The 19,163-nt window shown below is 62.5% G+C and carries 15 protein-coding genes, 3 tRNA genes and 1 pseudogene; 12 read left to right on the forward strand and 7 right to left on the reverse strand.

Annotated features, from left to right (window positions below; translation table 11 throughout):
* Nucleotides 1-11 precede the first annotated feature (11 nt).
* A complete protein-coding gene (gene ispF / locus OKW27_RS37450) occupies nucleotides 12-491 on the forward strand; it encodes a 2-C-methyl-D-erythritol 2,4-cyclodiphosphate synthase (protein ID WP_018432029.1) in 480 nt (159 codons plus the stop codon).
* Between the two features lie 34 nt (nucleotides 492-525).
* Here the strand turns inward: ispF and OKW27_RS37455 are convergent, their stop codons facing one another.
* The 3 genes from OKW27_RS37455 to ompR form a co-directional block, all read right to left on the reverse strand.
* Nucleotides 526-1,074, reverse strand: coding sequence for a peroxiredoxin (locus tag OKW27_RS37455; RefSeq protein ID WP_090804730.1), 549 nt, complete (start codon nucleotides 1,072-1,074; stop codon nucleotides 526-528).
* Between the two features lie 76 nt (nucleotides 1,075-1,150).
* Nucleotides 1,151-2,500, reverse strand: coding sequence for an ATP-binding protein (locus tag OKW27_RS37460; protein WP_429336409.1), 1,350 nt, complete (start codon nucleotides 2,498-2,500; stop codon nucleotides 1,151-1,153).
* Nucleotides 2,501-2,543: 43 nt separating this feature from the next.
* Nucleotides 2,544-3,278 (reverse strand): two-component system response regulator OmpR, encoded by a 735-nt coding sequence (gene ompR, locus OKW27_RS37465; RefSeq protein ID WP_006048917.1) that lies wholly within the window; start codon nucleotides 3,276-3,278, stop codon nucleotides 2,544-2,546.
* Nucleotides 3,279-3,505: 227 nt separating this feature from the next.
* Between ompR and OKW27_RS37470 the strand changes: the two genes are divergently transcribed.
* Together OKW27_RS37470 and OKW27_RS37475 are read left to right on the forward strand one after the other, a co-directional pair.
* Nucleotides 3,506-3,832, forward strand: coding sequence for a hypothetical protein (locus tag OKW27_RS37470; protein WP_187610122.1), 327 nt, complete (start codon nucleotides 3,506-3,508; stop codon nucleotides 3,830-3,832).
* A 415-nt stretch (nucleotides 3,833-4,247) separates the two neighbouring features.
* Nucleotides 4,248-5,293 (forward strand): annotated as a pseudogene (locus OKW27_RS37475) (DUF1501 domain-containing protein); the annotation flags it as partial.
* Between the two features lie 42 nt (nucleotides 5,294-5,335).
* On the opposite strand, the gene OKW27_RS37480 reads toward OKW27_RS37475, so the two are convergent.
* Nucleotides 5,336-6,172 carry a squalene/phytoene synthase family protein gene (locus OKW27_RS37480; protein ID WP_429336410.1) on the reverse strand — a complete coding sequence of 279 codons (837 nt, stop codon included), beginning with the start codon at nucleotides 6,170-6,172 and terminating at the stop codon, nucleotides 5,336-5,338.
* Nucleotides 6,173-6,402: 230 nt separating this feature from the next.
* Between OKW27_RS37480 and OKW27_RS37485 the strand changes: the two genes are divergently transcribed.
* A tRNA-Leu gene (locus OKW27_RS37485) sits at nucleotides 6,403-6,489 on the forward strand.
* A 120-nt stretch (nucleotides 6,490-6,609) separates the two neighbouring features.
* Here the strand turns inward: OKW27_RS37485 and OKW27_RS37490 are convergent.
* The 3 genes from OKW27_RS37490 to OKW27_RS37500 form a co-directional block, all read right to left on the reverse strand.
* Nucleotides 6,610-6,897, reverse strand: a complete 288-nt coding sequence (locus OKW27_RS37490) for a hypothetical protein (protein WP_090804736.1) — start codon at nucleotides 6,895-6,897, stop codon at nucleotides 6,610-6,612.
* A 119-nt stretch (nucleotides 6,898-7,016) separates the two neighbouring features.
* Nucleotides 7,017-7,466: a MarR family winged helix-turn-helix transcriptional regulator gene (locus OKW27_RS37495; protein WP_184063596.1), complete on the reverse strand. Its 450-nt coding sequence runs from the start codon at nucleotides 7,464-7,466 to the stop codon at nucleotides 7,017-7,019.
* A gap of 63 nt (nucleotides 7,467-7,529) precedes the next feature.
* Nucleotides 7,530-8,675, reverse strand: coding sequence for a glycerate kinase (locus OKW27_RS37500; RefSeq protein ID WP_429336411.1), 1,146 nt, complete (start codon nucleotides 8,673-8,675; stop codon nucleotides 7,530-7,532).
* Nucleotides 8,676-9,217: 542 nt separating this feature from the next.
* Here OKW27_RS37500 and tig point away from each other — a divergent pair.
* The 8 genes from tig to OKW27_RS37540 all read left to right on the forward strand — a co-directional run bounded on the left by tig (nucleotide 9,218) and on the right by OKW27_RS37540 (nucleotide 19,092).
* Entirely contained in the window at nucleotides 9,218-10,564 is a 1,347-nt protein-coding gene (tig, locus tag OKW27_RS37505) for a trigger factor (protein ID WP_090804742.1), read from the forward strand.
* Between the two features lie 194 nt (nucleotides 10,565-10,758).
* Nucleotides 10,759-11,412 (forward strand): ATP-dependent Clp endopeptidase proteolytic subunit ClpP, encoded by a 654-nt coding sequence (gene clpP, locus OKW27_RS37510; RefSeq protein WP_013089401.1) that lies wholly within the window; start codon nucleotides 10,759-10,761, stop codon nucleotides 11,410-11,412.
* 196 nt (nucleotides 11,413-11,608) lie between these two features.
* Nucleotides 11,609-12,880, forward strand: coding sequence for an ATP-dependent Clp protease ATP-binding subunit ClpX (gene clpX, locus OKW27_RS37515; protein WP_013089402.1), 1,272 nt, complete (start codon nucleotides 11,609-11,611; stop codon nucleotides 12,878-12,880).
* A 201-nt stretch (nucleotides 12,881-13,081) separates the two neighbouring features.
* The gene (gene lon, locus OKW27_RS37520) at nucleotides 13,082-15,502 is read left to right on the forward strand and encodes an endopeptidase La (protein WP_018418078.1); all 2,421 of its coding nucleotides are present in this window, start codon (nucleotides 13,082-13,084) and stop codon (nucleotides 15,500-15,502) included.
* Nucleotides 15,503-16,497: 995 nt separating this feature from the next.
* Complete coding sequence (locus tag OKW27_RS37525; RefSeq protein WP_018418077.1) at nucleotides 16,498-16,770, forward strand: HU family DNA-binding protein; 273 nt, start codon at nucleotides 16,498-16,500, stop codon at nucleotides 16,768-16,770.
* A gap of 101 nt (nucleotides 16,771-16,871) precedes the next feature.
* Nucleotides 16,872-16,947, forward strand: a tRNA-Val gene (locus tag OKW27_RS37530).
* A gap of 47 nt (nucleotides 16,948-16,994) precedes the next feature.
* Nucleotides 16,995-17,071 (forward strand) — tRNA-Asp (locus OKW27_RS37535).
* Between the two features lie 86 nt (nucleotides 17,072-17,157).
* Nucleotides 17,158-19,092, forward strand: coding sequence for a SurA N-terminal domain-containing protein (locus tag OKW27_RS37540; protein ID WP_429336412.1), 1,935 nt, complete (start codon nucleotides 17,158-17,160; stop codon nucleotides 19,090-19,092).
* Nucleotides 19,093-19,163: the final 71 nt, after the last annotated feature.

A 19,163-nucleotide genomic window follows, 5' to 3' on the forward strand; every position in this document is an offset into this window, starting at 1 on the left:
ACGTGACGCACATGGATTTCAGAATTGGGCAGGGCTACGACGTGCATGCGCTGGTGCCGGGGCGCGCGTTGATCATCGGCGGCGTAACGATTCCGTACGAGCGCGGGCTGCTCGGTCACTCGGACGCGGATGTGCTGCTGCATGCGATCACCGATGCGCTGTTTGGCGCGGCCGCGTTGGGCGATATCGGCCGCCACTTCTCCGATACCGACGCGAAGTTCGCCGGCGCCGACAGCCGCGTGCTGCTGCGCGAATGCGTGGCGCGCGTGAAGGCGGCCGGTTTTGCGATCGGCAACGTCGACAGCAGCGTGATCGCGCAGGCGCCGAAGCTCGCACCGCATATCGAAGGGATGCGCGCCAATATCGCGGCGGACCTCGGTCTGCCGATCGAGCGCGTGAACGTCAAGGCGAAGACGAACGAGAAGCTCGGTTATCTCGGCCGCGGCGAGGGCATCGAGGCGCAGGCCGCGGTGTTGTTGGTCAGGAGCTGAACGGGATTTTTGTTTGGGTGACGGGCGGTGCCGCTTACAGCGTCGCGCCGCCAATCGTCCGATTGCTCGGACACAGCTCGTCCGTTTGCAGGCCGTCGAGGATGCGCAGCACTTCTTCGGGATTACGGCCCACGTACAGATTGTTGACCGACACGTGCTGGATCGTGTTGTCCGGATCGACGATATAGGTCGCGCGCAGCGCGACGCCCGCTTCCTTGTCGCGCACGCCGAGCTGGTCGATCAGCTCGCCTTTCACGTCGCCGAACGAGTAGTGGTTGAGCCTGTCGAGCTCCTTGTACTCGCGGCGCCATGCGAGCTTCACGTATTCATTGTCGACGCTGCCGCCGAGCAGCACGGCCTCGCGGTCCTCGAACTCCTTGACGAGCTTGCTGAATTCGACGATTTCCGTCGGGCAGACCAACGAAAAATCCTTCGGATAGAAGTAAATGATTTTCCATTTGCCTGGAAACGACTGCTCGGTGATGTATTCGAACGCCGAGACGCCGTGTTCTTCGTGATGGTTGAAGCCCGGCTTGGCGGCAATGACGGTGAACGCTTCGAGTTTATCGCCAACGGTTTTCATGCAAAGGCTCCTTCGGAAGTCGCAACAAGCGGCGTGTTTCGAATGGCGACGGCGCGCGGTGCCGCGCGTCGTCGGCTCACGCGCTTTTCGCGAGCGGAAACTCGATCGTCACTTCAAGCCCGGGTCCGGGCGAGCGGTTGCGAAGCCGCAGCGCGCCGCGATAACGGGCGACGAGCCGCTGCACGATCGCCATGCCGAGGCCCGTGCCGTTGGCCTGGGTGCGCGCCGAATTCACACGATAGAACGGCCGCGTGACGAGCGCGAGCTGGTCTTCGGGAATGCCGGGGCCTTCGTCGACCACCGAGAGTTCGACGCGCGAGTGGGACACGCGCGTTTCGAGAATGACGCGCGGCACACCGTCGCCGTCGCTGAGGCCATATTTGCGCGCGTTCTCGAGCAGATTGCCGACCACGCGACGCATGTCGGTTTCATCGGCCTCGATCACCGCCGACGGAGCGAGCCGCGTGATCAGCCGCATGCTGTCCTCGCTTTGCATGCGTGCGGCGAGTTCGCTCGCGATCACCGAGAGGTCCACCGGTTCCGGCACACGCTGAACGGGACGCGCGTAGTCGAGGAAGCGGCCGATGATCATGTCCATTTGCTCGATGTCGTCGACCATCGCGTCCTTGGTGGCCTGATCGGACGGGCTCATTTCGGTCTCGAGCCGCAGCCGTGCGAGCGGCGTGCGCAGATCGTGGGAGATGCCCGCGAGCATCAGCGCGCGGTCCGCCTCGAGCTGTTCGAGGTCGCGCACCATCTGGTTGAAGCTTCGATTGGTTTCGGCGGCCACACCCATGCCGCGCTCGGGCAGCGGCTCGGGCGATTGCCCCGAGCCGACCCGGCGCGCGGCCATCGCCAGACGCGCGAACGGCCGGTTCACCAGACTCGTGATGAACGCCGCGCCGAACAGCGACAGCGCGAGCGCGAACACGCCCCAGCCGGCCCATTGCAGGCCGGTGGCGTTGTCGAGCTGATCGCGGTCGAGCGCGACCCAGTAATCGTCGTCGTCGATCTTGAAGCTGATCCATACGCCGTTGATATCGTTGACGCTCTGCGCGATTATGGTGTCGTCGCCGAGACGGCCGCGGATGTCGTGCTCGATCAGGCGATTCAACGATTCGTCGGGCTGGAGTTTGTATTTGTCGGTGGGTTCGCGCGGGTACACGCGCACTCCTTCGTTGCTCTCCAGATCCTGCAGCAGCGCGCGCCGCAGGTCAGGATCGGAATAGAGGAGTGCGGTGCGCGTGAGCTTGACGATCGCGACGAGTTGCAGAGCCACGCGCTGCGCGCGCGGCTCACGCTCGATCACGCGAAAGCTCTGGAACCACGCGGCGAGACTGACTGCGATCAACAGCGCGATCAGCAGAAAGGTCCGCCAGAAAAGGCCGCCGAACGCGAGCGTCAGGAGGCGCCGGTCGATCCGCATGGGCCCTTCTTATGTGACACAGAAACAAAAACGGAGCACAAACTCAGGCTGCACCGTCGGGGATGAAGACGTAGCCGAGGCCCCACACGGTCTGAATGAAGCGCGGGCTGCCCGGATCCGGCTCGATCAGCTTGCGCAGACGCGAGATCTGCACGTCGAGGCTGCGGTCGAAGACCTCGTATTCGCGCCCGCGTGCGAGTTCCATCAGCTTTTCGCGCGACAGCGGCTGACGCGGATGACGCGCGAATACCTTCAGCACCGAGAACTCACCGGTGGTGAGCGGAATTTCCTGGCCGGCCTTGGTCAGCGTGCGGGTGGCGAGATTCAGCGCGAACTCGCCGAACTCGAAGACCTCGGTGGTCTCGGACGGAGCGCCCGGCAACTCGGACGGCGACTGGCGACGCAGCACCGCGTGAATGCGCGCGACCAGTTCGCGTGGATTGAACGGCTTGGGCAGATAGTCGTCGGCACCCATCTCGAGGCCGACGATGCGATCGACATCCTCACCCTTGGCCGTCAGCATGATGATCGGCGTGCGGTCGTTGCTGCCGCGCAGTCGCCGGCAGATCGACAGGCCGTCCTCACCGGGCAGCATCAGATCGAGCACCAGCAGATCGAAGCGCTCGCGCACCCAGAGCTTGTTCATTGACGGCGCATTTTCGGCGACGTAGACGTTGAAGCCTTGTTCGCCGAGGTAGCGGCGCAGAAGATCGCGCAGGCGTGGATCGTCGTCGACGACGAGGATTTTCGAAGGGTTTTTGGTTTCCATGGTCGGCATCTTAGCGCGATTAGAAAGTGGTGCGCGGTTACACCATTTCTGGGGTTACAGTCGGTTACAAAATTTACCCGCGGTGTGGCGCGACGTAAAGTATGCGCGTTTAGACTGCTTTACTGAATGCGGCTGTTCGGTGGATACTTCACTCGACAAAACTCTCGCACCCGGCTGTTACCGGGGTTTGTATACGCATCTGAGGTAGCCGGTTGCCGCGCCACGAAGGGAACAACATGAAGGGAGGGGTTTGGCCGAACGTGCGCCTGAGCGTGATTGCACTGGCGGTTGCCGGTACGCTGGCAGGCACACTGGGCCCGACGCTCGCTCATGCGCAGCCGTCCGCGGATAGAGCGGCGAGCGAGCATGCGCCCCGCTCGGGTAATGGCAGAACCAGCCGCCACAACCCGAGCATCGATCGCCCTGCCTCTGACGCGATGCTGCGCACCGCGGTTCCCCCCGATCTCGATCAACGTCGCCGCGACGGGCATATGACGCCCGAAGAGCGTCGGCTGTTGCGGCAGCACATCGAAGACGCCGTGCGCGAGTTGTACAAGCGTTAATCCCAGCGCGCGCATTGCCGCGTGAAAAATCCCGTTGCATCTTCAGCGTCCACTTTCTGATCCGCTGCTCCGTTGAGTCGCCAGCGCCGGCGCGTTTTTGTGCGCGTCTTGGTGCATACAGGCGCCTCGGCTCACGATGTCACGCCACTCACGAGCGCGCGCCGCGAAGCGATATCGCGACCTCCCGACTGTATTCGAGCCGATCCCAACGCGCGCCGAGCGCAACGCATGGACGCCGGATCAGCGTCGCATCTCCGACACGCCGGACCCGGCACGCGTCGAGCCGATCGCCATGCAGTTTCGCGCGAGCGGTTATGACATCGAGGTGACGCTACGCGCGCTCGGCGACAACCTGTTCTATCCGCCGAACCTCAAAGGATGGCCGGGCGGCGCGTCCTGGATCAACAGTTCGACGCTGAAAGGCGGCAACGACGGTTTGAACACCGTGATCCCGTTCGCCGATCCTGCGTACCTCGTGCTGCGCAAAAACATCGGCATCAAACGCGAACAGATGATCCAGCTCGACGAGCGCACCGCGCTGCATCCCGCGTTGGAGCCGCTGATGCCGCTCTGGCGCAGCCGGCAGCTCGCGATCGTGCAGGGCGTCAGCTATGCGCAGCCGAACCTCTCGCATTTCCGTTCGATCGAGAGCTGGGATACCGCGTCACGCTCCGACCAATATCTGCGCGACGGCTGGCTCACGCGCGCGTTCGCGATGAGGCCGGTGCCCATCGGTTTCGCGGCCGACGGCGTCGTGGTCGGCAGCGCCGAAATGGGGCCGCTCGCAAACGGCGCGCGCGCGATCGCGCTGGTCAATCCCGCGCTCGCGCCTATTCTCGACGTCGAAAACGACATCGTGAAACCGGCCGGTCGTCTGCGTGCGACGCAAAGGCAGCCTCAGTTGAAGACCGCGTTTCCGGGCGGCGCGTTCGGCAGTTCGATCAAAACGGCAATGCAGGTGCTGGCCGCTTCGGACACGCTGAAGATAGCTGGCGCCGGACGCGCGCCACTGGAGCAGCCGTTGAGCGGGCAGGGCGTGGCCGTGATCCGGCTAACGCTGAACGGTTTCGATACGCACCAGAACCAGCCGGGACAACAGGCCGAGTTGCTCAAACAGTTCGCGGAAGGGATGGTGGCGATGCAGGCCGCGCTCGTCGAGTTGGGCCGGTGGAACGATACGCTCGTGATGACGTACGCGGAATTCGGGCGCCGTCCGCGCGAGAACCAGAGCAACGGCACCGATCACGGCACGGTGGCGCCGTACTTCGTGACGGGCGGTCGCGTGCAGGGCGGTTTGTTTGGCGTGCCGCCGATGCTTGCGCGGCTCGATGGGAATGGCAACCTGCCGGTCGGCGTGGATTTTCGCCAGCTTTATGCGACGGTGCTCGGGCCTGGTGGGGGTTGGACGCGCCTGCGACTCTGCAGCAGCGGTTCGAGCCGCTGCCGTTGCTGCGGGCGTGAGCGCTGGGCGCTGGGCGCGAATCGACGCGCCCGGCGCTCAGGCTACTTCGCGCGCCACGCGATCCATAGCTTGCGGATCGGCGTCAACGCGATGCGTTGATGCAGCACGTGATAATCGTCGCGCTCGATTTCATCGAGCAACGCCAACGCAAGCGCCGCGAGCGCGAGCAGCGTGCGCTGCGCGCGCCGCGCGCTGGCGGGCACCGCGGCGAGCGCGGTCTGCACCGCGTCGCGCGCGCGATTCGTTTCGAACCGCATCAGCTCGGTGAAAGCGTCGGTGTATTTGCGGTTGATCAGATCGGCGGCGGTGACGTTGTAGCGTTGCATCTCGTCGATCGGAACGTAGATGCGGCCGTGCCGGGCATCGTTGCCGGTTTCGGCGACGAACTGCGCGAGCATCAGCGCCTCGCCGAGCGGAGCGGCCCACGCCGACGCATGCGCGGCATCGTCGGCCGACCCGGTTGCAGCCGCGCGCGACACCAGCGACGCAAAATTGCCGCCGACACCCTGCACATAGCGCCGCAGGTTCGGATAGTCGAGATAGCGTGCCTGGTCGAGATCCATCTCGAAGCCCGCGAGCAGTTCCTGCAGAGCCGGATATTCGGCCTGCGCGTCGGGCAGATAGGCCGCGAGTGCCTTGGACACCGGATGCGACGGCGAGCCGGCGGCCAGCGCGGCAATTTCTTTCTGCCACCACGCGAGCTTCGTGCGGCCGACCGCCGGATCGCTCGTCTCCTTGACCGTTTCCTCGAACTCGCGACGCAATGCGAAGAGCGCCGTCAACAGCGGCTGACTGGCGGCGCGCGCCTGGCGAAGCGCATAGTAGGTGCTCGATCCTGGGGGCGCCGCTTTCTGCTGGCAATAGTCGTCGAAATTCACGGGATGAGAGTGTGGGGAAGGACTGGCGAGAAGGGCGCCGACGTCCGTCGCGGCGCCCGTCTCGACGAGCCGAAAATTGTAGCATCGGCGTCGCGCGCGCAGATACCGTCGGGTGCAGACAAGCGCGAATCAATCGGTTAGAATCTCGCGCTTACGCTTTCGGGCACGTGTTCAGCGCGCTGGGGAGTGCACAGGACAATCGGGCGCGACGCTTTGCGGCGTACCCGGCTGCGAGGGTGGCGAAATTGGTAGACGCACCAGGTTTAGGTCCTGACGCCCGCAAGGGTGTAGGGGTTCGAGTCCCCTCCCTCGCACCACTTATTGGTAGTCAAGAAAAACCCCGTCAAGTCTTTGGACCGACGGGGTTTTTTCTTTTTTGCGCGGTCTTCTGAAAGGCCTCAGTGTTGCTCCGCTGCCTTTCATCGCGACCGCGCGACTCAGGCACCCGGCGTTCCCGGCACTTCCTGCGAGCCCGGCAATTCCGCTTGCGCGGCGCCTTCGAGGAAACGGCGCGTCGACTCGAACGCCTGCAGCATCTGGTCCGGCCACGGCGTTTGCAGCATCACCGCCTGATGATTTTCAAATGCCGACGACAGCAGTTTCGCCAGTTCCGGCGAACGAAGATGACGCAGTACGACGCTGACCGCGATCGCGCTCGCCTGGCTCGCGCCGGCGGTCTGGAGTTCCGACGCGGTGAGTGCCGCGACCTGTTTGTTGATGTCCACTGAAGCGTCCCTGGATGAAAAAGAGGGTGAAGGCGCGTTGGCCGAGGCTCAATTTTGACACGCGCCGCCCAATGCCGTGAAACGGCGCTTTTCAAACACGGCCGGTTCGCCGCGCGCTATCACTCCCGCGCGTTCATGGCACGGATCACCTTGTCGAGCGCCGCGCCGAACGCGGCCCTTTCCTCTTCGTCGAGGCACTCGAACATATCGCCGTTCCACTTGCGCGCGATCGGCATCACTTTGCGATACAGCGCGCGGCCTTCCTGCGTCAGCGAGACCAGCACGACGCGGCCGTCCGCGGCGCTCGCTTCGCGCTGCACGAGTCCCTGCCGGATCAGCGCTTCGGCCGCGCGACTCGCCTGGCTTTTGTCGAGATTGGCATGGCGTGCCAACTCCATGATCGAGAACGGTCCGAACGATCCCACCGTCGCAATCACCCGCGCTTCGGGCAGCGTCACGTCGAGCTTCGCCGCGTAGCGCGCGCTGATGCCGCGCTCGGCCAGTTTGTTCAGTACATGCAGACGATACGTGAGGAACTGCTCGAGCCCGGCTTTGGCGGAGTCCTTCATGGTCACCCCGTGATGAGTGGAACGGTCGTGGCGCTGTGATTGTTGCGGCAACCGTTTCGCGGGTCAACGCACGCCGTATTTCAGGCGCGTCAGCTGCTCGGCTTCGTTGGCGAGCAGGCGCGCCGCGTCGCGAATCGCGACGTCGAGCGTGATCGGCCCCGGCGCCGGAGAAAAGCAGCCGCCGAAGTATTCGGCAAGACGCGGCAGCGCGGCGGGGTCGATCGCGCCGGACAGCAGCGTGGCGGGCACGCCCGCGGCACGCGCATGCGCGCAGGCGATGAACGGCGCCTTGCCGTGCAGCGTCTGTACGTCGGAACGGCCTTCACCGGTGATCAGCCAGTTGGCGCCCGTGAGCGCGGCGTCGAGGCCGATTTGCCGCGCGACGGTTTCCGCGCCCGGCTCGAACTGCGCGCCGAGCATGTGCAATGCGAAGCCGAGGCCGCCCGCCGCGCCCGCGCCCGGCAGGTCACGCGCCGTGCGGCCGAGCGCGGCTTCGAGCAGATCGGCGAAGCGCACGAGCGCCGCGTCGATCGGCGCGACCTGTTCTGGCTTCACGCCTTTTTGCGGACCGAAGATCGCGGTCGCGCCGTGCGCGCCGGTCAACGGATTGTCGACGTCCGACATGCCGACGAACTGCGTGTCGGCAAGCCGCGCGTCGAGCAGCGACGCATCGACCCGCGCCACGCCCGCAAGCTGCTCGGGTGTGCCTTCGAGTACGTTGCCTTGCGCGTCGAACAGTTGCAAGCCGAGGCCGGTCAGCAGGCCGGCGCCGCCGTCGTTCGTGCTGCTGCCGCCGAGCGCGACGAAAAAGCGCCGCACGCCGGCATCAAGCAGCGCCCGAATCGCTTCGCCCATGCCGCGCGTGCTGCGCGCCTCGACCGGCACGCCCATGCCGACGGGGTCCGTAATGCCGACGATTTCCGCCGTTTCGATGATGGCGCCGCCGTCCGTGAGCAGGCCCGTCAGCGCTGCGCGCGTCGGACCGGCCGCGCCGCGCACGCTAAGCGTGCGGCGCTCGCCGCCGCTCGTGAGCATTGCGTCGAGCGTGCCTTCGCCGCCGTCGGCCATCGGACAGATGCGCACGCTCGCGTCGGGGCGTGCGCGCTGGACGCCGGATGCGATCGCTTGCGCGACCTGTTCCGCGCTGAGCGAGCCTTTGAATGAATCGGGAGCGATGACGACGACAGGCGAGGACGACGAATTCGGCATGGTGTCTCTGAGAGGTTTGAGTCGTTGTAAGCGGTTGCCGGAGCGGATGAAGCGACCGGCTGCCGGTGACCGGCGGTGGCGGCCCGACCGAGTGCGTTAGCTTATCAGCATGGGGGCGTCGGCTGAATATGTCGAAAGGCATAGGCGGGATCGCGGCCACGACCCGTCGGCCGCGAGCGGGTGCGAGCGTCCACGCGAACGTTCTGTTGCATGACGAAAGAGCGCCGAGGAACGCACGACGCTAACCGGATAGCGATGCCAGCGGCAAATCGCGCTCGCTGTGTCAAAACTAACCGAAAATGGCCCTCAAAACGCCCGGAATGCAGGGAAAACTCGATGCAATCATTGAATCCCGGCTAAGCGCGCAAATAGTTTGCTAAAATATTTGGCTCTTTGGACTCAACCGTGCTGCCGACGGCCTGCAAGCCCGCGGCGCAGGTGCGTGATCGATGCAATCGGCGCAAATCGATGCGAAGCGACATCGACGGGCAGCACGGAGAAGATAACTGATTCGCTCGAATAATTTTAGGACGATTGAAGCCATGGCTAACGTTGTTGAAAACCTCGGCAAGCTCGAACGCCGCGTGACGATTTCCCTGCCGAAGGATGCCGTGCAGAAGGAAGTGGATTCGCGTATCCGTCAACTCGCGAAGAACGTGCGCATGCCGGGTTTCCGCCCGGGCAAGGTGCCGCTCAAGATGGTGACGCAACAGTATTCGGGCCAGGTGGAAGCCGAAGTGCTGAGCGACAAGGTGGGCAAGGAATTTTTCGACATCAGCCGCACCGAAAACCTGCGTGTCGCGGGTCAGCCGAGCTTCGCGCCGAATACCGACGCGGGTGAAGGCAGCTACGCGTTCGACGCGACCTTCGAGGTGTATCCGGAAGTGAAGCTGGGCGACGTCGCCACGGCTGAAATCGAGCGCACCATGACCAGCATCAGCGAAGCGGAAATCGACCGCACGCTGGACATCCTGCGCAAACAGCGCGTGCACTTCCTCGCTCGCGGCGAGGCAGGCGAGCATGGCGACGGCGGCGCGGACACGGCCGCCAAAGACGGCGACCGCGTGACGGTCGACTTCGTCGGCAAGATCGACGGCGAAGCATTCCAGGGCGGTAGCGCAGAAGACTTCGGCTTCATCCTCGGCGAAGGCCGCATGCTGCCGGAATTCGAAAAAGCGGCGCTCGGCTTGAAGGTCGGCGAAGCGAAGGAATTCGACCTGAAGTTCCCGGACGACTACCACGGCAAGGAAGTGGCGGGCAAGACGGCGCAATTCACGATCACGATGAAGAAGATCGAATGGCCGCATTTGCCGGAAGTCGACGGCGAATTCGCGAAATCGCTCGGCATCGAAGACGGCGATCTGACCAAGATGCGCGCTGAAATCAAGGACAACCTCGAGCGCGAAGCGAAGCGCCGCACGCAAGCCATCGTCAAGAACCAGGTGATGGACGCACTGCTGAAAATCTCGGAGCTCGACGTCCCGAACGCGCTGATCGAGCAGGATCAGGAGCGCCTCGTCGCGATGGCTCGCCAGGATCTGGAACAGCGCGGCGTGCCGAACGCGAAGGACGCGCCGATCCCGGCCGCGATGTTCAAGGAGCAGGCCGAGCGCCGCGTCAAGCTGGGTCTCGTGCTGGCCGAGCTGGTGAAGGCGAACGAACTGCAGGCGAAGCCGGAGCAGATCCGTGCCGAAGTCGATGAATTCGCGAAAAGCTACGAAGACCCGAAGGAAGTCGTCCGCTGGTATTATTCCAACCAGCAACGTCTTGCTGAAATGGAAGCGTATGTCGTTGAAGCCAACGTCGTCGACTTCGTCCTCAGCAAGGCGAAGGTGACGGACAAGGAAGTGAGCTTCGAGGAACTGGCAAGCGCAACGGCGCAAGCGTAAGCGTCGCTGCAACGGCGTGCCGGCTGTCGGAGCGACCGACGGCCGGCACGCCGTTTTTTTGTGCTATGAATCTGTGTGACGTAGCGGATCCGGTCGTGCGGCGCACACGAAGACGGCACTTGAATACGGGCTCGTCGCACCAACCTGTGTCCAGCAGCTAATATTCAGAATATTTCCAGACAAGGATCCATTGCATGACCTTTCGCGCCCAAATGCTGGACACGTTGACCTCCCAGTCGTCCCGGGATCTCGAAGCGCAGGCACTCGGTCTGGTGCCGATCGTCGTGGAAACGAGCGGTCGGGGCGAGCGCTCCTATGATATTTATTCGCGTCTGCTGAAGGAACGCATCGTGTTCCTCGTGGGCGAAGTGAACGACCAGACGGCCAATCTGGTGGTTGCGCAGATGCTGTTTCTGGAAAGCGAGAATCCGGACAAGGACATCTACTTCTACATCAACAGTCCGGGCGGCTCCGTGTCTGCCGGTATGGCGATCTACGATACGATGCAGTTCATCAAGCCGGACGTCTCGACGCTGTGCATGGGGCTTGCGGCGAGCATGGGCGCGTTCCTGCTCGCGGCCGGTGCTAAGGGCAAGCGTTTCGCGCTGCCGAATTCGCGCGTGATGATTCATCAGCCGCTTGGCGGCGCGCGCGGCCAGGCATCGGACATTGAAATCCAGGCGCGTGAAATCCTGTACCTGAAGGATCGGCTGAATCATCTGCTCGCGCACCACACCGGTCAGCCGGTCGAACGCATCGCGCGTGACACCGACCGTGACAATTTCATGTCCGGCGATGACGCGCAGGCGTACGGCCTCGTCGACCAGGTGGCGCACAAGCGTCCCTGATCTGGTACGGTTTTGCCCTGCTGTTTTGCCCACTGTTGCGGCAAAACCGTCATCGGGTCGGTTGTGAATGTTCCACTTCCGTCCGGGCGTCTGCGGCAAGCGCCGTTATCGTGCTCACTAGCCCTGCCGCGCCCAGACTGCGTGGCGGGGGCAAACGGCGTATTATCTAATCCGGTGTCCGGAGGCTCACACATCTATGGCGGACAAGAAAGGTTCTAACAGCGAAAAGCTGTTGTATTGCTCGTTTTGCGGCAAGAGCCAGCATGAGGTCAAGAAACTGATTGCTGGCCCGTCGGTATTCATCTGCGATGAATGTATCGATCTGTGCAACGAAATCATTCGTGACGAGGCTGCAGGCGCGGGCATCGAGGCCGGCTTGTCCAAGTCCGATCTGCCGACCCCGCAGGAAATCCGCGAAATTCTCGACCAGTACGTGATCGGTCAGGAGCGCGCGAAAAAGATCCTCGCGGTCGCGGTCTACAACCACTACAAGCGCCTCAAGCATCTCGACAAGAAGGATGAAATCGAGCTGTCCAAGAGCAACATCCTGCTGATCGGCCCGACCGGCTCCGGCAAGACGCTGCTTGCGCAGACGCTCGCGCGCCTTCTGAACGTGCCATTCGTGATTGCCGACGCGACCACGCTGACGGAAGCCGGCTATGTCGGCGAAGACGTCGAGAACATCATTCAGAAGCTGCTGCAGAATTGTAATTACGAGGTGGACAAGGCTCAGCGCGGCATCGTCTACATCGACGAAATCGACAAGATCAGTCGCAAGTCCGACAACCCGTCCATCACGCGCGACGTGTCGGGCGAGGGTGTGCAGCAGGCTCTGCTGAAGCTGGTCGAAGGCACGATGGCGTCGGTGCCGCCGCAAGGTGGCCGTAAGCATCCGAACCAGGACTTCATCCAGGTCGATACGACGAACATCCTGTTCATCTGCGGCGGTGCATTCGACGGCCTTGAGAAGGTCATCGTCGATCGCACCGAGAAGACCGGCATCGGTTTCGGCGCGAGCGTGAAGAGCAAGCAGGACCGCGACGCCGGCGAAGTGCTGCGCGAAGTGGAGCCGGAAGATCTGATCAAATTCGGCCTGATTCCGGAGCTGATCGGCCGTCTGCCGGTGGTCGCCACGCTCGGCAAGCTCGACGAAGCGGCGCTGATGAAGATTCTCGTCGAACCGAAGAATGCGCTGGTCAAGCAGTATCACAAGCTGTTCAGCATGGAGCGCGTCGAGCTCGAAATCCGTCCGGCCGCGTTGCAGGCCGTGGCGCGCAAGGCGATCCGCCGCAAGACGGGCGCGCGGGGCCTGCGTTCGATTCTGGAACAGGCATTGCTTGATGTCATGTACGACCTTCCGCAAATGAAAGGTGTCAGCAAGGTCATCATCGACGACAACGTTATCGACGGCGACGGCAAACCGCTGCTGATCTACGAAGACGCGCCGAAGGTCGCGGGTTCGAACTGATCGGCTTTCGAGTTCTGCAAAAAGGCCGTTCATGGCGACGTGAACGGCTTTTTCGTTTATCGTGTGGTCAGGCTGGTTGTTCTCAACTATGGAGTCACTGAACCTTCGGAGTCACTGAACTTTTCCCACACGCGGAGGCTTGCAATATTTTCTGCTGGCCTCACCTATCGAACGAACTGATTCCACTCATGGGGAAATGAAATGTCAGGAACCCAACTCCTCCCGCCGGAACGCATTACGCTGCCGCTGCTCCCGCTGCGCGACGTAGTCGTTTTCCCGCACATGGTGATTCCGCTCTTCGTAGGCCGCCCGAAGTCGATCAAGGCTCTCGAAGCAGCGATGGAAGGCGGCAAGCACATCATGCTCGTCGCCCAGAAGACGGCTGCGAAAGATGAGCCGACCGAAAAGGACATGTACGAAGTAGGGTGTATCGCCAACATCCTGCAGATGCTGAAGCTGCCCGACGGTACCGTGAAGGTGCTCGTCGAAGGCTTGCAGCGCGCGAAGACGCTTTCCATCGAAGAACAGGAAACGCAGTTCTCGTGCGAAGTCATGCCGCTCGAACCTGACCACGCCGACAGCGCTGAAACCGAAGCGCTGCGTCGCGCGATCGTGTCGCAGTTCGACCAGTATGTGAAGCTGAACAAGAAGATCCCGCCGGAGATCCTGACCTCGCTGTCGGGTATCGACGAGGCAGGGCGTCTCGCCGACACGATCGCGGCGCATTTGCCGCTCAAGCTCGACCAGAAGCAACACATCCTCGAGATGTTCCCGGTGATCGAGCGGCTCGAGCATCTGCTCGCGCAGCTCGAAGCCGAGATCGACATCCTGCAGGTCGAAAAGCGTATCCGCGGGCGCGTGAAGCGTCAGATGGAGAAGAGTCAGCGCGAGTACTACCTGAACGAACAGGTCAAGGCGATCCAGAAGGAACTCGGCGAAGGCGAAGAAGGTGCGGATCTCGAAGAACTCGAGAAGCGTATCACGGCCGCCCGCATGCCGAAGGAAGCGAAGAAGAAGGCCGACGCCGAGTTGAAGAAGCTCAAGCTGATGTCGCCGATGTCGGCGGAAGCGACGGTCGTGCGCAACTACATCGACACGCTGATCGGCTTGCCGTGGCGCAAGAAGAGCAAGGTCAACAACGACCTGTCGAATGCGGAGCGCGTCCTCGACGAAGACCACTTCGGTCTCGAGAAAGTGAAGGAACGCATTCTCGAGTATCTCGCGGTCCAGCAACGTGTCGACAAGGTCAAGGCGCCGATCTTGTGCCTCGTGGGGCCTCCGGGCGTCGGTAAGACTTCGCTCGGTCAGTCGATCGCGCGCGCGACGAACCGCAAGTTCGTGCGCATGGCATTGGGCGGCGTGCGTGACGAAGCCGAGATTCGTGGCCACCGTCGCACGTACATCGGTTCGATGCCGGGTAAGATCCTGCAAAGCCTGACCAAGGTCGGCGTGCGCAATCCGCTCTTCCTGCTCGACGAAGTCGACAAGATGGGTCAGGATTTCCGCGGCGATCCGTCGTCGGCCCTGCTGGAAGTGCTCGATCCGGAACAGAACCATACGTTCGCCGACCACTACGTCGAAGTCGACTTCGATCTGTCGGACGTGATGTTCGTGGCGACGTCGAACTCGCTGAACATTCCGCCGCCGCTGCTCGACCGGATGGAAGTGATTCGTCTGTCCGGTTATACGGAAGACGAGAAGGTCAGCATCGCGCAGCGTTATCTGCTGCCGAAGCAGAAGAAGAACAACGGCCTCAAGGATGGCGAGGTCGATGTGACGGAAACTGCGATCCGCGACATCATTCGTTACTACACGCGCGAAGCGGGCGTCCGCTCGCTCGAGCGTGAAATTTCGAAGATCTGCCGCAAGGTCGTGAAGATGCTTCTGCTGAAGAAGGCGGAAGGCGCGGTGAAGGTCGACGGCAGCAACCTCGACACGTTCCTCGGCGTGCGCAAGTACGACTTCGGTCTGGCCGCGAAGGAAAATCAGGTGGGCCAGGTCACGGGTCTCGCGTGGACGGAAGTGGGCGGCGATCTGCTGACCATCGAAGCCGCGGTGATGCCGGGCAAGGGCAATGTGATCCGCACGGGTTCGCTCGGCGACGTGATGAAGGAATCCGTCGAAGCGGCGCGCTCGGTCGTGCGTTCGCGTTCGCGTCGTCTTGGCATCAAGGACGAAGCGTTCGAGAAGCAGGACATTCACATCCACGTGCCGGAAGGCGCAACGCCGAAAGATGGTCCTTCGGCTGGTATCGCGATGACGACCGCGCTGGTGTCGGTGTTGACCGGTATTCCGGTGCGCGCCGATGTCGCGATGACGGGCGAAATCACGCTGCGTGGCGAAGTTCTGCCGATCGGCGGCCTGAAGGAAAAGCTGCTGGCGGCGCATCGCGGTGGCATCAAGCTGGTGCTGATTCCGGAAGAAAACGTCAAGGACTTGACGGAGATTCCGGACAACGTGAAGAACGCGATCGAAATCGTGCCGGTCCGCTGGATCGACAAGGTGCTCGAACTTGCGCTCGAGCGTGTACCGCAGGCGTTACCGGAAGAAGAACCGAAGCCCTCGGCGCCGGTTGGGGCTGAGCCGGGCAAGGATGCCGCGACGGACGTCGTCAAGCACTAAGGTTCGATGCGCGTCAGAACGCGCTGACACCAAAGCATTCTGCAGCGGTGTCGTTCGCTGAAGCAGAAAACCCGCGGTCAAGAGCCGCGGTTTTTTTTTGGTGCGCCAGGCATGGCGCGTAGCGCCGTGACTGGCGCTGTCCGACCCGCTGTGGTGGCGAGCCGGATGACTTGGGGGTGAAAGTCCTCTGCACACCCGGCAAGGGGAAGTGCTAGCTGAACGGCAAGGGTGTCCGTCGTAAGGCGGAATCTGAAGGAAGCCGCAGGCAAAATGCTGGCCTGACGAACAGGAAGCGGATATCAGGCGGTGTGGCGGGGTGAGCAGTCCAAGATCTGTAAAGCCCAATACTTGCACGGAACGCCACGACGTAGATCCGACAGGCATAAGCAGGAAGGTCGCGCGCATTACCCTGGGAGCCCCGTCAGTCTGCCTTGTGCTACTGGCATCGCAAGGTGCCGGGATGGGCTGGCGGGAGTCAGCAGAGGCCATAGTAGCGGCTCGGAACCGGAGCAGTGAAGGGCCGAACCTGACGAGAGTGGATAGTCACGCGTGCTCTCTGAGCGTTTGGGCACAAGTCTCGGCACAGCCGGGAGCCTGCGATCAAACTTGACGGCCGGAAGCCTGAGAGAGGTTGGGGTGTCCATTGAACGACAGGCGACACGACGAACGAAACGAAGCTCGCTGGAGCAATCCAGTCGTCAGGAAACGCCGGATACGTGATCCGTACGTCCGGTGTTGTGGGAGGACGGCGGGGGCAACCCCGCCTCCTACCCGATCCCGCGCGGCTTCGTCGCCAAGCCGCATCGCCAGTCTTTCCGCTGCAACATACTGTGACAAAAGCGCCCCTCTAAAATACCGCCGATCAGGCTCAACCCCGGTTGACACAAGGGTTTCGGCCGCTTCTAATGAGGCGGCCTGGCGTTCGCGCCGGCCGCGTGGCGGGAGGTGCTGGAAAGCACTGTCACGATTGCCAATAAATATTCACGGGGGTTTGAATGAACAAGACGGAATTGATCGATCACATAGCACAGCAAGCCGACATTTCGAAGGCCGCGGCGGGCCGTGCACTCGATGCGGTCATCGCGGGCGTCAAAAACACGTTGAAGAAGGGCGGATCTGTGACGTTGGTCGGCTTTGGCACGTTCGCGGTCGGCAAGCGCACCGCCCGCACCGGACGCAATCCGCGCACGGGCGCCGCGATCAAAATCAAGGCAGCAAAAGTTCCTAAATTTAGGCCTGGCAAAGCTCTGAAGGATGCGCTAAACTAGTGCGCTTGCTGCTTGAGGAATTGCTTAACCCGGCTGCATGAACGATTCACGGGGAGGGCAGCGGCAAGGCAGAAAACACATCAAGCACTGAGTCACGAAACGGGTGCTTAGCTCAGTTGGTAGAGCGGCGCCCTTACAAGGCGTAGGTCGGGAGTTCGAGCCTCTCAGCACCCACCAGTTTCAGATTCGGCTGCAGTGTTTCCAGTCGCAAAAGTGCAGTATAAGGAGTGGTAGTTCAGTCGGTTAGAATACCGGCCTGTCACGCCGGGGGTCGCGGGTTCGAGTCCCGTCCACTCCGCCAGTATCCACGAAAGGCGAACTCCGGTTCGCCTTTTTTGTTGCCCGCTGTTGTAAGATCGGGCGTTCTGTTTTTGGCACCCCTCACGCATGCTCGATTTTTTCCGCAATCACCAACGCCTGATGATGTTCATGCTCATCCTCGTCATTTTGCCGGGGTTGGGTTTCGTGGGTATTCAGGGTTTCCGCGGCTTCTTTGACGAAAGTGCAAACGTCGCGAGTGTCAACGGTCACAAGATCACCCGTGTCGAATACGACGACGCGATGCGCCAGCAGATCGACCGCGGGCGTCAGATGCTCGGCGCGAAGTTCGACATGAAGTCGTTCGACACGCCGGAGCGCCGTCGCCAGATGCTCGACGGCATGATCGAGCAGCGTGTGCTTGCCGACGAAACGCAGCGTCTGCATCTGAGCGCATCGGACGAAGCGGTGCGCCGCGCGCTGCTGTCCGATCCGGTGATCTCGTCGCTGAAGAATCCCGACGGGTCGATCGACCTCGACCGCTACAAGCAACTGCTCGCGATGCAGGGCATGACGCCCGATCAGTACGACGAGCGCGTGCGCTACAACCTCGCTATGCAACAACTGCCCGCGAGCATCGAGGCGAGCGCGTTCACGTCGAAGACGCTCGCGCAGCACTTGACCGAGCTCGCGCAGCAGCAGCGTGAAGTGCAGGGCATCGCGTTTCATCCGCACGATTACGCGGCGAAGATCCAGCCGACCGATGCGCAACTGCAAGCGTACTACGACGCGCATCGCAACGACTTCGCGACGCCCGCTACGGCGACGATCCAGTACCTGGTGATGTCGCCGGCCGCGCTGAGCGCATCGGTGCAGCCGAGCGACGCGGACCTGAAGAAGTACTACGACGACAACATCGCCCACTTCCGCACCGAAGGCGAAGTGCGCGCGAGCCATATCCTGATCGCGGCACCGAAGGACGCGAGCGCGGCCGACAAGGCCAAAGCGAAGCAGAAGGCCGAGGAGTTGCTCGCGCAGCTCAAGGCGCATCCGGACCAGTTCGCGCAGATCGCGCGGCAGAACTCGCAGGATCCGGGGTCGGCATCGAAGGGTGGCGATCTCGGTTACTTCGGCCGCGGCATGATCGCGGGCGGCAAGGCGTTCGACGACGCGGTGTTCGCGCTGAAGAAGGACGAAATCAGCGGCATCGTCCAGACCGACTTCGGTTTCCACATCATCAAGGTCACCGATGTAAAGCCGGCGGTCACGAAGTCGTTCGACGAAGTGAAAGACCAGATCGCCAGGGAGCTGAAGACGCAACTGGCGAGCAAGGCATTCACCGACAGTTCGGAAGGTTTCACGTCGCTCGTCTATGAAAAGGCCAAGAGCCTGCAGCCGGCCGCTGACAAATTCAAGCTGCAGATCCAGACCGCGACGGTCACGCCGCAGCCGGATCCGAAGCTGCCGCCCGACAGCCCGCTGAACAACCCGAAGTTCCTCGCAGCCGTGTTCGCGAACGACTCGGTATCGGCGCACAACAATACGCAGGCCATCGACGTCGGCAACAACACGCTGATCGCCGCGCGCGTGACCGACTACAAGCCCGCTGCCGTGCCCGCATTCGACGCGGTGAAGGACGCGGTGCGTCAGAAGGTGATCGCCGTGCAGGCGAACGAAGCAGCGCACAAGGACGGCGTCGCGAAACTGGCCGAGTTCGAGAAGTCGAAGGCGACCGCCGGTTTCTCGTCGCCGCTGAAGGTGTCGCGCAATGACGCGCAGGGCGTGCCACCTGCCGCACTGAGCGCAATCTACAAGGTCGATGCGCAAAAGTTGCCGGCCTACGTCGGTGTCGATCTCGGCGACGACGGCTATGCGATCTATCGCGTGAACCAGATCGTGCAGCCCGCGGCCACCGACGCGCAGCATCTCGCTGTCGCGCAGCAGCAGATCGCGCAGGTGGACGCGCAGTCGGAGACCGAGGCCTATCTGAAAGCGCTGCGCGAGCGCTCGAAGGTGAAGATCTACGGTACGCTCGACAGCGCCGCCCAGCCGGCCGATCAGTAAGCCGCAGTAAGCATTACCTGCTCGTCCAAAAGCAAGCCCCGCATTTGCGGGGCTTTTTTTATCTACAGCCG

Source organism: Paraburkholderia sp. 35.1 (assembly GCF_050436525.1).
Classification (GTDB): domain Bacteria; phylum Pseudomonadota; class Gammaproteobacteria; order Burkholderiales; family Burkholderiaceae; genus Paraburkholderia; species Paraburkholderia tuberum.

Bases quoted from the DNA above. Each gene is read 5' to 3' on its own strand.
- OKW27_RS37455 (WP_090804730.1), bottom strand. From the start codon at position 1,074: ATGAAAACCGTTGGCGATAAACTCGAAGCGTTCACCGTCATTGCCGCC.
- tig (WP_090804742.1), top strand. From the start codon at position 9,218: ATGGCTAACGTTGTTGAAAACCTCGGCAAGCTCGAACGCCGCGTGACG.
- OKW27_RS37500 (WP_429336411.1), bottom strand. From the start codon at position 8,675: ATGCCGAATTCGTCGTCCTCGCCTGTCGTCGTCATCGCTCCCGATTCA.
- OKW27_RS37495 (WP_184063596.1), bottom strand. From the start codon at position 7,466: ATGAAGGACTCCGCCAAAGCCGGGCTCGAGCAGTTCCTCACGTATCGT.
- clpP (WP_013089401.1), top strand. From the start codon at position 10,759: ATGACCTTTCGCGCCCAAATGCTGGACACGTTGACCTCCCAGTCGTCC.
- ompR (WP_006048917.1), bottom strand. From the start codon at position 3,278: ATGCCGACCATGGAAACCAAAAACCCTTCGAAAATCCTCGTCGTCGAC.
- lon (WP_018418078.1), top strand. From the start codon at position 13,082: ATGTCAGGAACCCAACTCCTCCCGCCGGAACGCATTACGCTGCCGCTG.
- OKW27_RS37540 (WP_429336412.1), top strand. From the start codon at position 17,158: ATGCTCGATTTTTTCCGCAATCACCAACGCCTGATGATGTTCATGCTC.
- clpX (WP_013089402.1), top strand. From the start codon at position 11,609: ATGGCGGACAAGAAAGGTTCTAACAGCGAAAAGCTGTTGTATTGCTCG.
- OKW27_RS37525 (WP_018418077.1), top strand. From the start codon at position 16,498: ATGAACAAGACGGAATTGATCGATCACATAGCACAGCAAGCCGACATT.
- ispF (WP_018432029.1), top strand. From the start codon at position 12: ATGGATTTCAGAATTGGGCAGGGCTACGACGTGCATGCGCTGGTGCCG.
- OKW27_RS37460 (WP_429336409.1), bottom strand. From the start codon at position 2,500: ATGCGGATCGACCGGCGCCTCCTGACGCTCGCGTTCGGCGGCCTTTTC.
- OKW27_RS37470 (WP_187610122.1), top strand. From the start codon at position 3,506: ATGAAGGGAGGGGTTTGGCCGAACGTGCGCCTGAGCGTGATTGCACTG.